Consider the following 15,244-nt stretch of genomic DNA (forward strand, 5'->3'; position numbering starts at 1 on the left):
GTGCATTAATCCACCGAAGATTGTGATACCTCCTAAAAAGAGTATTACGAATCTTCTGAGTGGCCGAATATCCACTCCCGATTCCTTCATCACCTTCAATGATGCTAAAGCCGCTACAGTACCCAACAATGCCAATGGCCCGAATGGGTGTGTGAATTCTGCCTGGCTAGAAGCTAATACCAGCAATGCAATGTCTCCTGCGAAAATTAAAGTGAAGCCTCCCATCAGGAATAATGATAAAAAGGTTACCACACTGAGTGACAATGGAATTAAGTTCAAAGCAAACACCATTGTAACAAATAGCATTACTGCTACTTCTACAATTAATTGTAAGTGGTTTTGAGCAATTAACAACATATTTTAATCACAATTCTCTTTTATTTTAAAAAAATAAATGGACTGACCGGGATTTGAACCCGGGGCCTCCGCCATGCCAAGGCGACGATCTACCATCTGAGCTACCAGCCCAAAAAAAATAATTAAATGTTATATTATAGTATGAATGTAATAGTATAAAAAACTATTTGCCATTCTTGGCCAAATCATATAAATTATCAATAATCACCTGGAACAAGTCATCAGTTTTAACGTCAATTTTTTCATGGGGATTGACTATGAAGTCAAGTGCCTTGTTGATAACTTCATCAGTGTCAATGGACCTGTACATCAAGCCCTTGTTGATGTAATACTGGTCAACGGACAATGTTTCACCGGGATAACATGAAATGACCGGTGTTTGAAGTATTGCAGCTTCACGGTTCATTGTACCTCCTGCACCAATGACAAGGTCAGCCTTTTTCATTATGCTTGATGTGTCAACGGGAGGCTTCAATATTGAAACGTTCTCGATGCCTTCAAATATGTCAGCCTGCTCCTTGAACCTAGGCAGTATCAATATATTGGCAACGTTTTTCAGCTCATCAACGATTGGGGACAATACTGATTTCCTGCAGTCGGCATCAAGGTAGGATGCAAGTGAAGGTTCAGGCCTCATCAATATTGTTTTCGGATGCTTCAAATCAAGGTTCAAGTCATCGAAAATGTTATCATTATAAACGAAGCTTTTGAAATGCATCAATTCAGATGTGCCGTTGTATGGAATGATGGTGTTAGGGTCGGCTCCGAACTTCATCAGCTTCCAAAAGTCGATGATGTCCGGCGTGATGATCCTGTCGCATAATGGCAGTGTCAGCTTGTTGGCTGCCAGTGCGTGCTCATTGTCAAGGACGTAGAGGCTTGGAATCCCCAGACCGAATGATATTCTAGGAAGTTCAATGGAATGCTTGCTAAGGGCGACATCCACCTTTTCGCCATGTATGATGTCCACAAGATTATACACCCTTTGTGTGCTTTCCCTCAACTTGTCATAAAGACTCACACCGTGCTTACCGACTGATATGAAGTCAATGTCATACATGTCGAGCAACTTATGGATATCACCAAATTGTCTAGCGGTGACAATGACATCCTCGCCTTCCGCTTCCAAATACTTGATTACATCTTTAAAAAACCTTACATGAGGCGCATTTGAAATATCAATCCATACTTTCATGCTACCACCTAATTAAATTGTTTATTGATTGTTTTTAGCTTCTTCTATAACAGCGATTATTTCATCCAATCCAGTGCCTTGCTTTAAGCTGGATTTAATTACCTTAATGTTTGGGTTTAATTTCTGAGCGTCAGCCACCATCTTATCGGCGTCAGCCCCAACAGCATCTGCAAGATCAACCTTATTGATTACAACCACGTCAGAGGTCTGGAATATGATAGGGTGTTTTTCCACAGTGTCGTCACCTTCGGTCACACTAACGACAACTATCCTCAAGTGTGAGCCCAAGTCAAAGTCAACAGGACAGATGAGGTTTCCCACGTTTTCGATTATCACCATGTCAAGGTCATCCAGCGGAAGGTCCTCTAGGCCGTGTCCTACAAGGTGTGCGTCCAAGTGACATTCCTTGCCGGTGTTCAATCCCACAACTGGCACGTTGTGCTTTTCTATACGTCCTGCATCGAATTTTGAGATGACGTCTCCTGCAAGCACGCCTATATTATAATCGGTATTGTCAATAATTTCCTCTACAAGGGTTGTTTTTCCGGAACCGATTGCTCCTACGAAATCAACACAGAATATTTCCTTTTCCTCTAGGTTTTTCAGGTTTTTGTCCGCTAGCCTTTTGTTAGCGTCCATGATATTTTTTGCTACTTCTACATCTGCTACTTGGTGCATTCTAATTCGCCTCCCATTTAATTATCATCAGGTTTTTCTATAACAATATTTTTAACAACGATATCCTTACCGTTTAAGGTTTCCACACTCATGCTGTCGCATTTCGGACATTTGATGAGCGGTGCGTAGTGATCGCTATCATCCAGGATAGCTTCACCTTCAAAATCACAGTCATTACATTTTATTTCGGCAGGAATTTCCTCGAATTTGATTTCAGCATCTTCCATTATTGTATTTTCAATCAGAACCCCTAGTATGAATTCCAATTGTTCTGGATTTATCATTGCGAGTCTTCCCACTTCCACACTGACTTCATTAACTTCAGTTGCATTGTTTGCCTCTGCAGTTTCAAGCACTGCATTGATAATGCCCTGAGCCATAGATAATTCATGCATTTTATTACTCCTTAATAAATATTAATATTATAAATATGGTCTTATTAATTTATAAAACTATTTAATATAATCCCATTATCGGAGTAATAATCCATATGAAAAAAATTTTAAATAAATGTTGATATTAACAACATTTAAATAATGTTTAATTTAAAAATAATTACCAATCAGGAGATAGTATTATGACTTACAAATCAAAATTCGGTTTCGGATGCATGAGACTGCCCCAAACCGATGAAAACGACCCCACAAAGATAGACCAGGAACTCTTCAACAGGATGGTTGACATCTATATGGAAAAGGGATTCAACTACTTCGACACATCCTACGCTTACCATAACGGTGCAAGCGAAGTTGCGATAAGAAAGGCTGTGGTTGAAAGATACCCTCGCGAATCATATAGAATATGCGACAAGATGCCTACATGGGCGCTTACCTGCGAGGAGGACAATGACAAGTTCGTGAATGAGATGCTTGAAAGGTTAGGAATCGACTACTTCGACGTATTTTTCATACACAATGTGAATGGCCCATGGCTCAAGAACGCTAAAAACGCAAACACCTTCGAGTACGTTAAGAAAATGAAGGAGAAAGGCATTGCAAAGCAAATCGGATTCAGCTTCCATGAAAGCTCAGACTTGCTAAAAGAAGTGCTTGACGAGTACGGAGAAATATTCGACATAGTCCAATTGGAACTCAACTACCTTGACTGGGAAGACCCATCAATCGAATCCCACAAATGCTATGACCTGTGCGTGGAACACGGCCTCGACGTATATGTGATGGAACCCCTGAAAGGAGGAGTGATCGTCAATCCACCAGAGGAGATAAGAAACGACTTCAAGGAATTCAACCCCGACAAGTCCATAGCAAGTTTTGCGATAAGATTCTGCGCATCACTCAAACACGTTAAAATAGTATTGAGCGGAATGAACAAGATGGATGATTTGATTGACAACTGCGACACCTATGAGAATTTTGAAGTGATTACAAGTGAAGAAAACGAGTTTTTAGAAAAGATGGCTGTGAAACTTGCAGAAAACGTTGCAGTGCCATGCAGCGAATGCGGATACTGCATTGACGCCTGCCCTGAGATGATCCCGATACCTGAATACTTCCACATCTACAACACCAGCAAAAACCAGCCGGAATCCAACATATACCGGTTATACTATGACAAGTTGGCTGACGAGAAAGTGCCTGCGGAAGACTGCACCTACTGCGGAACCTGCATTGATCATTGCACTCAAAAAATAGACATTCCAGCGGAACTTGAAAAGCTATGCGAACACTTTGAAGATGGATTCAGCCCATATGCCGGAGACCCTTAGGAAACCCTCATTTTCAATTCCCTAACCATCTCACCATTCTTATTTATTTTTGAAGCCTTCTTGTAATACTCTATCGCTTTTGGAAACATTCCTGAATGATAGTATATCAGTCCCATCAGTGCCAATGCCTCAGAGTTGCGATCATCGAAATCAAGGAGCTTCTCCAATATCTCACTGGATGTTGCCAGGTCGCCCTGCTCATAGAGGTCATAGGCCTCCTCGTATAAGGTGTCAACATCATCCAATGATTTCAGCTCCACACTTTGCTTTTGAGGTTTCTTTGTAAGAAGCACCTCCAATTCATTGGCCATCTCATTGGACCTGTCAGACGACAATGCCTTTTTGGTGAACAATAGTGCAATGTCCTTCTGGTCCTGCTCATATAATATCTGAGCCATCAAAGCCAATGCACGGGCATGATTTTTATCCGCGCTTATTATGCTGTTCAATACATCCTTTGATGCTGAGTAATCGCCTTTCTCATATAGCTCAAAGGCCTCGTCAAACTCATCGGGAATAACCTCATTTTCTATAATGACCTCTGCCTTGACCTCTTCTTCCGGAATGTTTTTTGAAATCAAGTCGGACATGTACTTTAGAATGTATTTGGTGGCATTCTTATGCAACGGCTTGTTGTCGTTGCCGCATTTCGGAGAGTATATGCAAGCAGGACATCCGCTTTGGCATTGGCAGTTATCCAAAAGGTCAATGGTTGAGTTCAAAAGGTCGATGAAAACATCAACCGCCTTTTCACAGATACCTATTCCACCCTCATAACCGTCATAGATGAATATTGTAGCTTCCTGAGTGTCTTCATGATAATTGGTTGACAATCCACCAATATCGAACCTGTCGCACATTGTATGCAATGGGAACAATCCGATGAGTGCATGCTCTGCCCCATGCAATCCCCCTGCAAAGACTTCCTCCTCATTAGGATACATGTCCTCCAATGTGTCCTTGACGCGTTTCGGTATAGTGAACCATAACCCCTTGGTGTTGAACTTAAGAGGAGGCAGTTCCAATGGGTATGTTCCGATTACTTTTGAAAAGTGCATTTTCTTGTATTTGAAGTAGTCTTCGCTTACGGTGAGCTCACCGAAGTGTATTGTCAAATCTCCATATCTTGTTTTTGACAGCTTCTTTTTGATGCTGATGTCAGTCTGGTTCAATACCATGGTATGATAGTCGACCGCCTCTTTTGAAACGTTGACGTAACAGTTTTTCAAGTTGACGCCGTTGACAACATAAGTGTCTCCCTTGTTGATGAGTATGGCTCCCTCATGGGCTTCACGGTAGACCTGTGAGCGCTCCATTGTCTCAAGCAATTGGCCATTGTTCATCACCTTGAATTCCTCTGAGGATATCTGGTCCAGTGAATGGTCCATTGCAGGATTGTCATCATATGGGTACATGAAGTCTCCCCTGTGGTTTTCATGCAGGTCCTTATTGTCCACCAGCTTATCGATTACATCCTGTGAGATTCCAAAGTACTTTTCAGCCTCTCCCCTCTGAAGCGGCAATTCCTTTGCGGCGCACAATAGGTGTGCATCCTGAAGTATGGGATTGGTCAAGTCGATGATTGCGTTTTCATGTGGCTTGTCGAAGAAGAATTTTGGATTGTTCATGAAGTACTGGTCCAGCTGGTTTTCAAATGCAATCAGCACTGCAAGGGATTTCTGGCTGCTTCTTCCTGCCCTTCCCGCCTGCTGCCAGGTTGAAATCATGGTTCCAGGGTATCCTGATATGATTACTGCATCAAGCGAACCTATGTCGATTCCAAGCTCCAATGCATTTGTGCATGTGACTCCAAGGTACTTTCCGCTTTTCAACCCATCCTCTATTTCACGGCGTTCCTGTGCCTGATAACCGGCACGGTATGCGGCAATCCTGTGGGCCAATTGCCCCTTGACCTGAGTCATGTCGTTTTTAGCCCACATCGCAATGAGCTCAGTGGTTTTCCTTGAAACGGTGAAGCATAGTGTCTGAATGTTTTTAAGCATCATGAACATGAAAATGTTCTCTGTTTCCATGTGCACGGATGGAGCTGCCTGAGTGTTGGTTTTCCTTCGCACATAGTTCTTGAAGGGATTGTATAATATGAAGTCCTTTTCGCCGCTTGGGGAAGTGTCGTTGTCAACTAGCTTGAATTCCTCACCGGTCAAGCGGTTTGCAAGCTCCAAAGGGTTTGCAAGTGTAGCTGATGAGAGTATGAACTGAGGGTATGAGCCATAGAAGTTCGCTATTCTTTTAAGCCTCTTGATGAGAAAAGCAACGTTTGAGCCGAAAACGCCCTTGTAGTAGTGTGACTCATCAATGACTATGTATCTAAGGTTCTTGTAGAATCTTGACCATTGGTGGTGCCATGACAGTATCAGGTGCAGCTGGTAAGGGTTTGTAAGGACTATCCTTGACTTTTCCCTTATTCCACGCTTGTCCTCCCTTGGAGTGTCACCGTCATAGGTTCGTGGTTTAATCTTAATGTCCAAGTCCTTTTCCAGATTCTCAAGGACATGCAACTGATCATTGGACAGTGCCTTTGCGGGATAGGTGTATAATGCTGTTGCATCCTTGTCCTCCAGCATTGTCTCCATTATAGGCAGGTTGAACGCCAGTGTCTTTCCCGAAGCGGTTGGAGTGGTGATTATCACATGCTCCCCATCCTTTATTGACTCGTAGGTTTCTGCCTGGTGCTGGTAGAGTTTAACGTTTTTTGAATCAAGATAATCCACAATTTTAGGATTCAAGTCATCCACTTTTTTAAAACTAGGTTTTTTAGCCGGTATTGTCTCTATATGGGCGATGTTTTCACGGTATCGCACATCGTTTTTGAACATATCAATCTTATCCACATCAGACATAATATCAGCTAAAACAATTTAATTAATATATTAATTTTAATCATGATGATATTTAAATAAAACCAGAGAGCGTGTGATGAGTATTGATTTTATATTAAAACAAGAAAATATTGAGTTGAAATATACATTATCAAGTTAGAAGCATGTTCTGCTTCTAACTTATGCATATTATGGAAGAAAAAATACTCCCATATGCAATAGTATAATCAATCAGATTAATAAAATTTATTATTTGAAAATTTATCATAAGTATATAATTAATCACTAATACTAATCAACCGCTCTCTCAATGATTATTTAAATAAGTTAATTACAAAAATTAAATTATAGTACATTACGAGGGAAAAAATGATTTCATATGAAGAATTTGAAGATATTGTAGTGAATATTCTCAAAAGAGATATTTCTTCAAACAAGAATCAGCAAAAGGCAATATTATCAAATAGTGACGAATCCCTTTTCATCGTAGCAGGCCCCGGTTCAGGCAAAACAACCGTGATGGTTTTGAAAATACTTAAATACATCTTCGTGGACGACATAAATCCAAGTGAAATCCTGGCAACCACATTCACACGAAAAGCCGCTGAGGAACTCTATTCAAGAATCCTCGGATGGGGGGATGAAATTAAAAATCACCTGTTGGATAATGTTGATGACTTTGAAAGCATACCCGTGATTGACCGGATTGACTTCAACCAGATTAAAATCGGGACAACCGACAGCATCGCTGAAGAACTGCTCAGGGACTTCAAGAAACCCGGTGAAAACCAAGCCATTGTTATAGAGGAATTTGTTGCAAACTCCGCAATGATGAGAATACTCATTGAAAATGAAACCTACCTCAACAAGGAACTTGTGGAATACCTGAAAGTGATAAGCGGAAGGGGCAAGCTGGAAGAGCCATCAAAAATGAGTGAAATATTGATGGAGATTAAAAACAGGCTCTTTTATGATGAGGTTGACCTTGACGAATTATACGATAAAACCCAGAAGGGAAGCGGCCAGCAGATTGCATTGGACTGCATCAGGGAATATGAAAAGACACTGCAGGCAAGAAACACCATTGACTTTGCAATGCTTGAATCATTGTTTTTGGAAAAGTTGAAGAACAGTGAACTAAAGGAATTCCTTGATGAAATCAGAATCGTGCTTATTGACGAATACCAGGACACCAATCTCATACAGGAGGACATCTACTTCACAATAGCCGAACATGCACTTAACAACAAGGGAAACATTACCGTTGTAGGCGATGACGACCAGTCACTGTACCGATTCAGGGGCGCCACAGTTGACCTGTTCACTCATTACCCGGAGCGCGTGAAGGAACGGCTGGGAGTGGATGTTGTTGAAATCAACCTGCAAACAAATTATCGCTCAACCGAAAACATCATAGCCCACTGCAACCAGTTTGCAGAACTCGACAGTGAATATCAAAATGCAAGGGTTGAAAACAAGCCAAAAATCATTGCACCGGATTTTGAAAAGGACAAGATGCCAGTTCTTGGAATGTTCAGGAACAATCCTGAAATGCTTGCCCGTGACCTGTCACTGCTCATAAACAACCTTGTCAACAAGGGAGAGTGCAACCTGAAAGTCCTTCAGGTCCTGAACAAGGAATACTATGAGAAGATGAATGGAGCAATAGACATTGCCAAATTGCAGCGCCTCAAGCAGGAAAACCTTAAGGCCGGAAAAAAGATGGAGAAGATTACGCTCAAGCTGGACAGTGAGTACGGCACAGCATCCGACATTGCAATACTCTCATATTCGCCGAAGGAAGTTCATTATGGCAACAGGTCATTCTTGTTTTTCCTAAGGAAGCATTTGAAAAGACTTAAAACCCCGATTGAAATGTTCAATCCACGTGGAATCGACTTGCAGGAAATCACTAATGTAGGTATTTTCTGCGGTTTGATGCTTGAATGCATCGACCCGGAGGCCAGGTTCCAAAGCTCCGACAAGACCATACCTAAGCTGGCCAACAGGAACATGCACAAATGGAGGCTTAAGGCCAAGGACTATATGAAACTGAATCCCGAGCCTCACGAGCCGATTACATTAAGCGAGTTCGTCACATATTGGCAGCTGAGAAGACCGTTGGGACATGATGAATGGCCGAAAAGAGCCAGTCTCATGGAGCTTGCATATAAGATCACCACTTGGATTGAGGAACTGCAGGATGACGTGGAGGGAATCGTTTATCTTGAAGCGATTACCAAGTCAATCACTCAAACCGGATTCTTTAATGACTATCACTCAAACATTTCATTTTACAGTGAAAAGCAGGAAAGGGAATCAGTGTTGGAGGCCATCTGGAACATATTCATACCCTTGTCGACCGGTGGCGTGAGCATTGACGAGTCATTGCTTGAAACATTGCCTGACGACAGGGTCAACGTATTGTCAATTCACCAGTCCAAGGGATTGGAATTCCCATTGGTCATCGTTGATGTGGGCTCAAGGTTCAAGACAAACGACATCAGGACACAAAGGTTAAGATTCCCTAAATCCATCAAGGACGACCTGACCGTTGAGGACAGCATCCGCCAGCACAGTTCATTGGGGCTTAGCGAAAGGAGTGAAAAGGACAGGTCCTTTGACGACTTGACCAGATTATATTTTGTGGCGTTTTCAAGGGCTGAAAGCGTGCTTCTGCTCATCGGCCTCAACCCTGCGATTGAAGGATACACCAAGCGCAACGACCACTTTGACATCCCGAATATTGCTCTCGGCTGGAGTCGTGACGAGAAATATGTGGGATTTAATGAGATTTATCTAATTTAATGGGAGATTATAACATGAAGTTACCGTCAAAATCAAAGCCGTACATGATTCCGGAGTACAGTCTGACCGGAGACTTGCTTTCATTTTTAACATGCAACCTGCAGTACCGCTATCAGAACAAGGGGACATTGCCTCCATCAAAGCCAGTTCAAAGATGGTTCGGCGAATTCATCCATGGGGTATTGGAGGAGGCATATCTTGAATGGGATTATAAGAAAACAAGTTTTCCATGGGATTGGCTGGAGGACATCAGGCCCATTGAAGAGCAGATTGACCTGAGGCTGCAGACCAGAGGCCTGTACCCTTATGATGAGGACCTGTTCTTCAGCATGTCCAATCATCCGGAAGTGGAGTATTTAAATGAGCATGACCATAAGAAACTGGCCAGCGCCAGGGCTGAAAAGGCCATCAACATTTGGGGAAAGCATCTTTTCCCATTGATTGATTCATCAGAACATCTAATCAAGGGAGTTAGGCCAATGCCTAATTTTGACAAGCATAGGAGCCGGTCTAACTATTACGGCATCAATGGTGTAGTGGATGTTTTGACCTCAATGAAGATCAATGACCTGGAGCAGAGCAATCTTGACAATTACGACAACATGATTATCGAGTACCTGAAAAGAAATCCTGATTTCCAGAAAAGGGTTAGGGAATCGGACAGTGAGGATTATGAGATAATCATTGACTACAAGGGAATGAAAAGGCCGCCGACAAGCATTGGAGATTCCAAGGCTGAGGACAAGTGGGAAACTCACAAGCAGCAGATACTTACTTATTCCTGGCTCAGGTCAAAGCAGGAGGATGCAAAGCCGATTGTTGCTGGAATCATATTCTATTTGAATGAGCTTGTTCCATCAAAAGAGGATCTTGTTTTGATTAAGGAGGAACTTAGAAACGGCATGACCGATGTCGGTGAGAAGTATCCTGAGGATGTTGAGCTGATTGAGAATTGGGAGGAAGACGATAAGGCTCCTGCATTAAGTGATGAGTTCAAGATTGACCGGTCAATTAGAATCATAAGCGTTGATGAAAGCGAAAAGAATGATGCACTTTTAAAGTTCGATAGTGTTGTAGCCAATATTGAGGAGTCATTAATCAGGGAGATGCAGGGCTGCAAGATTCAGGAGGCTTGGAAAGCCGATTCTGATGAGAGAAACTGCAGTGCATGTGATTTCAGAACATTCTGTAAAAATAACAGTGTTAAAACAAAAGATATTAAAATTCCATAATACAAACTAGTTATTTAGAGGAGATTGTATGACAAATTTAGAAACAAACAAAAAATACTGCGAAGCAATCGAAAGTAAAATCAAGCTTGATGCAAAACCGGTTGCAATGAAACTGATTAAAACCGAAGACGACCTTCCTGAAGGCTATGACTTAATCGGCGAGAAAATCAGACATTGTGAAATGGTCAGGAAAGCATCCCTTGGAGACAAGTTCTACTCAACAATCGATGAGCAAATGTGCCTTGGCGGTGCAGGAGCAATCGGTTTAAGGGACATGCCTGAAAAATTGGCCAATGGTGAAAAATACTTTTCATTAGGCAGATTCCAGGATCTTGAAACCGCTAAAAAACTAACCAGCAAGCTATCAATCGTTGAAGACATTCACTGGGGAATAGTTTACGCTCCATTGGATGAGGCTGACTTTGAAGCTGATGTGATTGAAATCATCACAGAGCCTGTTGGAGGCATGAAACTTGCCCAAAGCATCGTTTACAAAACAGGTGAGAAAATCACTCCATCATTTGCTGGAATTCAGTCATTGTGCGGTGATGCATTTGCAAACCCATACATTACCGATGGCATTAACTTCACTTTAGGCTGTGACGGTTCAAGAAAGGCTGCCGACATCAAGGACAATGAAATGACTGTCGGAATCAGCAAGGCCAAAATCGAGGAAGTTATTTCAGGTCTTGATTCAATCTAGTAGTGACAGGTAATCATCATAATGATTAATGTTCACTAACTCTTTTTTATTTTTTTCTTCAACACCATAAAAAACGTATCCGTCATCGAATATTTTTCTAAGTATAGGATTCAGATTGTCATCCTCGTTTTCAAGGTATTTCATAAGGTTTAGCCTTGGAGCCACAAAAGGCATTCCCAACCCTTCGGCAGTATCCAGCAATCCTGTTTTTCTCCTTCTCAAAACTGATATTGTATTATACGGATTTTCTGCTTTTAGACTTGTTTCTATTAGCTTGTTGAATGTTTCCGTTGATACTGTGGGCTGGTCGGCTGTGATGCAGAGTGCCAGGTCTGATGAGATGTTCGACAAACCATTGAAAAGTGAAGTTGATAAACCTACATCAACAGGATTGTTTTCTATGAACTTGACCTCCTCTTTATAATTATCAAAGATAACTTCTTTTATTTCACTAGAATAATGGCCAAGTACCACAATGCATTCATCAGCATTTGAAGATAATGCATTGTCAATGGTTGTCTCTATGACGGTCTTATCCTTGAAAGGCAAAACTAGTTTATTTGTTAGGTTCAGACCACGGGAAATCTGGTCTTTCCTCATGCGGGAATTCTTGCCCGCTGCAGTAATGACGGTAGAAACAGACATAAAAATAAAAAAAAAGAATAGATATCTCCTTAATCATTAGGAATATATCTTATAACTTGCGCATAAACCCCCATACCGGTACCTGAACCTTCAGTCCACATTTTGATTTGGACAGGGTAGTCATGGTCATTGTGAACGGTAATGTCACGTGCAGGGTTGAAACCGAACAGCACCGCATTCTCATCCCAGGTCATACCGGTAGGCAAGTCAAAGCCTTCGGATGTGACTGCTGCCCTTAATGCTCTTGCTGATGGACATACACCGTGTGCTGCACTTCCACCAGGAGCAGATGCATCGCTGGCTGATTCAAAGTAAACATAATCCTTACCGCTTCCAGTGGAATTAGGTGGGATGATAGTGCCGTTCCATGCTTCGACAAATTGTCTGGCGTTTACTTCCCTAATGGAATCGCCATATTCAGGGTGTGAACCTAATGAAGTACCGTAAACTTCACCGGCATCTTCAGTGTAATTTCCAGAGTATAACAAGATTGGAGAACCTGTTGGATATTCTGCCGCATAATCCACCACTTCCTGACCGAAGATTTTTGGAACATCATCTGAAGAAATGTTATTCCTTCCATCTGAAAATCCGACCATTCCCTTCTCGAGTGTGAAGGTTGATCCTACCTGGGCGTCATAATTATACCAGCTTGCGATAGTGGATGCATTGTAATAATCATTTTTGTATTCTAAATTCCTAATTTCATCAACTGGCACTGATTTGATTTTTTTACCATCCTCATAGATGTCAACGCCGTTTTCTGTTTTTTCTAACCATTTATATGGAGCACTGTAACCCCATACGTAATTGTCCGGCGCTTTGACTGCCAATTTATCCCCCTCATAGGTCAAATAGCCCGGACCGACAATATCTTTTACATTTCCATAAGAATCGATTCCTTCGCCTGCAACTATATCAAAGTCAAAAGGCACAACTCCTGTTGAAAACGCCATCAATATTCCCTGCAGGTCAAATGCCTGAATCTGATGTGCAATAAAACCAATGTTGGAAACCACTGGAACCTCTACCGGGTCACTGGTGCCCATTATTGATTGATTTTCAAACATGGATTGGCCAATCGGAAGATTATACTCCTCAGCTACGGATTGAGCAGTATAATTTGCAGTGCTTATTGAAGTGAATGCGAAAAATAAGCATAATAACAATAATGCTACAAATATTACGATTGAAATTCTTCTCCAACTTTTACTCATTTAATACACCTAATAAACTATACAATATATAATATACCCACTAATAATATAAAAAGATTATTATTGATGTTATAATTTTTCAGAAATGAGTTTAATCCTTTCTTGAATTTTAATAATGGTGTCCTGACCATTGCCCCCTATCAGAATAGCATCCTCATGAGAGTACTCTGCAACCAGCTCTATGATCTGGTCAAGAGTGCTGACGGTGATGATGTTACCCATATAGCCCAGTGAATTGAGCCTGTAAATGGCGATGTCCAAGGTGTCATCCAATCCCGGGAACAGTACTATGACTTCAGGATTATACTTGACTGCAACGTCCAGAATATCCAGCCTGTGAGTCTCGTTATGGCGAGGAGTACCAATGAACAGTGCATAAAAGTCCTTTTCAGCCAAAACAGAAGCCAGTGCATCAGAATTGTCAGTCTTTCCAACGTAAACCTCAGCATCATTGATCTTATAGACATCCAAACGACCCTCAACAGCATGGAAATCAGCCAATGCCTGTCTGATGACATCCTTAGGCACCTTAATTTCCCTGCATATTGCAGTTGCCAATCCTGCATTCAATAGATTGAATTTTCCGACAAGTTGCAGCTCATCCTGGTATTCGAAATAAGGAATGCATTGGCTTGATGCCTCCTTAAAGTCAGTGTTGAAATCCTGATTGAAAGCAGTGAAAATGGTCTTTCCGGTGAAAAACCTCACCAGTGAGTTCTTATAGTTGGCGATTGTCTTGTGAACGTCCATATGGTCATTGCCTATATTGGTGAGGCCGACCATGTCAAAGTCAAAGCAGTAGTTTGCAAAATCAAGGGTCATGTCGCAGACCTCAACAAGCAGAACATCATAATCCCCCTCGTTTGCCTCAAGAATCAAGTCATAATATCCTGAAAAACCTCCGCCGCCGTTGCCTCCAACCAGCACCTTGCGGCCGGCATTCTCAAGGATTGTCTTAATCATGTGCACAGTTGTGGTCTTGCCGTTGGTCCCGGTAATGCCTATGGTGAACAATTCCTTATGCTTGTCCACGACATCACTCAGCAATTCACCATCCTCAAGCAGGCGATTGGCAAAAGAGCCTCCGAACATGCTGGGACTTATTGCTATTGCATCACAGTCCTCAATGGCGTAAGAATTAGTGAAACCCAAGTCAACAGTGATGTTCTCCCCGACTATAGACACGGTTTGCTTGTCATCAATCATATTCATTGACAATATCGGCAAGTCCAGACCATCCAAATCAACATTAATATTCAAATCAGTGGCATAGACATCCCAACCATGTTTTAAAAGAGAGTTCACTGCCTTTTTACCTTCTACACCCAATCCAATTACTGCCGCTTTCATAAAAATAATTCCTTAAACTAATTAACTATATTAAACATTATTTTTTGGAATTAATAAATATTTTTATATCATAACAATTAAAATAAAAGCAAGGTGATTAAATGTTTGAAGATGAAAGAGACGACAAGATATACAATTTAATCATTACTAGCGGTATTGATAAGAACAATGAATACGGACAGTTCACAGAAAAACTATTCTCAAAAGTCGATTTCCTATGGAAAGAATCCGTTTCAGGGTCATATGCATTAGCGGGCGAAGCGTTTTATCAGAAAGTGGATAGAATAATATTGCTAGCAGGCCTTTACAATGACAATAAGGAATTATTCGAAGCCTTATTGAATGCGGCTGACGAATACAATATACCAATCGTTTTGGTAAGGCCAATGGGACTTGAGGAAGTTCCAGAGGTTCTTGAAGAAAAAGCGGCAACCATTGTCGGCTGGAATGCGAACTGCATAATTGATTCAATCAAGGATGCACCGCACACAAT

12 protein-coding genes, 1 tRNA gene and 1 pseudogene are annotated in these 15,244 nt (G+C 41.5%); 5 read left to right on the forward strand and 9 right to left on the reverse strand.

Going from position 1 to position 15,244, the window contains the following annotated elements:
• From QZU77_RS08170 to hypA, 5 genes and pseudogenes are all read right to left on the reverse strand, one after another.
• Positions 1-357 (reverse strand): annotated as a pseudogene (locus QZU77_RS08170) (hypothetical protein); the annotation flags it as partial.
• A gap of 38 nt (positions 358-395) precedes the next feature.
• Positions 396-468: transfer RNA gene (locus QZU77_RS08175), tRNA-Ala, on the reverse strand.
• Positions 469-520: 52 nt separating this feature from the next.
• On the reverse strand, positions 521-1,552 hold the full coding sequence (locus tag QZU77_RS08180; protein ID WP_295602965.1) for a DUF354 domain-containing protein: 1,032 nt from the start codon (positions 1,550-1,552) through the stop codon (positions 521-523).
• 21 nt (positions 1,553-1,573) lie between these two features.
• Positions 1,574-2,230 carry a hydrogenase nickel incorporation protein HypB gene (gene hypB / locus QZU77_RS08185; protein WP_295602967.1) on the reverse strand — a complete coding sequence of 219 codons (657 nt, stop codon included), beginning with the start codon at positions 2,228-2,230 and terminating at the stop codon, positions 1,574-1,576.
• A 17-nt stretch (positions 2,231-2,247) separates the two neighbouring features.
• Positions 2,248-2,625, reverse strand: coding sequence for a hydrogenase maturation nickel metallochaperone HypA (hypA, locus tag QZU77_RS08190; RefSeq protein ID WP_295602969.1), 378 nt, complete (start codon positions 2,623-2,625; stop codon positions 2,248-2,250).
• 182 nt (positions 2,626-2,807) lie between these two features.
• Between hypA and QZU77_RS08195 the strand changes: the two genes are divergently transcribed.
• Positions 2,808-3,956, forward strand: coding sequence for an aldo/keto reductase (locus tag QZU77_RS08195; protein WP_295602971.1), 1,149 nt, complete (start codon positions 2,808-2,810; stop codon positions 3,954-3,956).
• Here the strand turns inward: QZU77_RS08195 and QZU77_RS08200 are convergent.
• Positions 3,953-6,817, reverse strand: coding sequence for a DEAD/DEAH box helicase (locus tag QZU77_RS08200; RefSeq protein WP_295602973.1), 2,865 nt, complete (start codon positions 6,815-6,817; stop codon positions 3,953-3,955). The genes QZU77_RS08195 and QZU77_RS08200 overlap by 4 nt on opposite strands.
• A gap of 348 nt (positions 6,818-7,165) precedes the next feature.
• Here QZU77_RS08200 and QZU77_RS08205 point away from each other — a divergent pair, with 348 nt between their 5' ends.
• Genes QZU77_RS08205 through QZU77_RS08215 form a run of 3 tightly spaced genes read left to right on the forward strand, consistent with a single transcriptional unit; the run spans position 7,166 to position 11,539 of the window.
• A complete protein-coding gene (locus QZU77_RS08205) occupies positions 7,166-9,604 on the forward strand; it encodes a DEAD/DEAH box helicase (protein ID WP_295602975.1) in 2,439 nt (812 codons plus the stop codon).
• Between the two features lie 14 nt (positions 9,605-9,618).
• The gene (locus QZU77_RS08210; protein ID WP_295602977.1) at positions 9,619-10,836 is read left to right on the forward strand and encodes a PD-(D/E)XK nuclease family protein; all 1,218 of its coding nucleotides are present in this window, start codon (positions 9,619-9,621) and stop codon (positions 10,834-10,836) included.
• A 28-nt stretch (positions 10,837-10,864) separates the two neighbouring features.
• Positions 10,865-11,539, forward strand: coding sequence for a DUF169 domain-containing protein (locus QZU77_RS08215; RefSeq protein ID WP_295602979.1), 675 nt, complete (start codon positions 10,865-10,867; stop codon positions 11,537-11,539).
• Here QZU77_RS08215 and QZU77_RS08220 read toward each other — a convergent pair.
• The 3 genes from QZU77_RS08220 to QZU77_RS08230 all read right to left on the reverse strand — a co-directional run bounded on the left by QZU77_RS08220 (position 11,531) and on the right by QZU77_RS08230 (position 14,751).
• The gene (locus QZU77_RS08220; RefSeq protein ID WP_295602981.1) at positions 11,531-12,184 is read right to left on the reverse strand and encodes an NTP transferase domain-containing protein; all 654 of its coding nucleotides are present in this window, start codon (positions 12,182-12,184) and stop codon (positions 11,531-11,533) included. The genes QZU77_RS08215 and QZU77_RS08220 overlap by 9 nt on opposite strands.
• 29 nt (positions 12,185-12,213) lie before the next feature.
• The gene (locus QZU77_RS08225) at positions 12,214-13,401 is read right to left on the reverse strand and encodes a hypothetical protein (RefSeq protein WP_295602983.1); all 1,188 of its coding nucleotides are present in this window, start codon (positions 13,399-13,401) and stop codon (positions 12,214-12,216) included.
• A gap of 69 nt (positions 13,402-13,470) precedes the next feature.
• Positions 13,471-14,751, reverse strand: coding sequence for a Mur ligase family protein (locus QZU77_RS08230; RefSeq protein ID WP_295602985.1), 1,281 nt, complete (start codon positions 14,749-14,751; stop codon positions 13,471-13,473).
• A 101-nt stretch (positions 14,752-14,852) separates the two neighbouring features.
• Here QZU77_RS08230 and QZU77_RS08235 point away from each other — a divergent pair.
• Positions 14,853-15,244 (forward strand): nuclease (locus tag QZU77_RS08235; RefSeq protein WP_295602987.1); only part of this gene is annotated, 392 nt, incomplete at its 3' end.

The sequence above is a fragment of the uncultured Methanobrevibacter sp. genome (genome assembly GCF_902774605.1).
Lineage (GTDB): Archaea > Methanobacteriota > Methanobacteria > Methanobacteriales > Methanobacteriaceae > Methanocatella.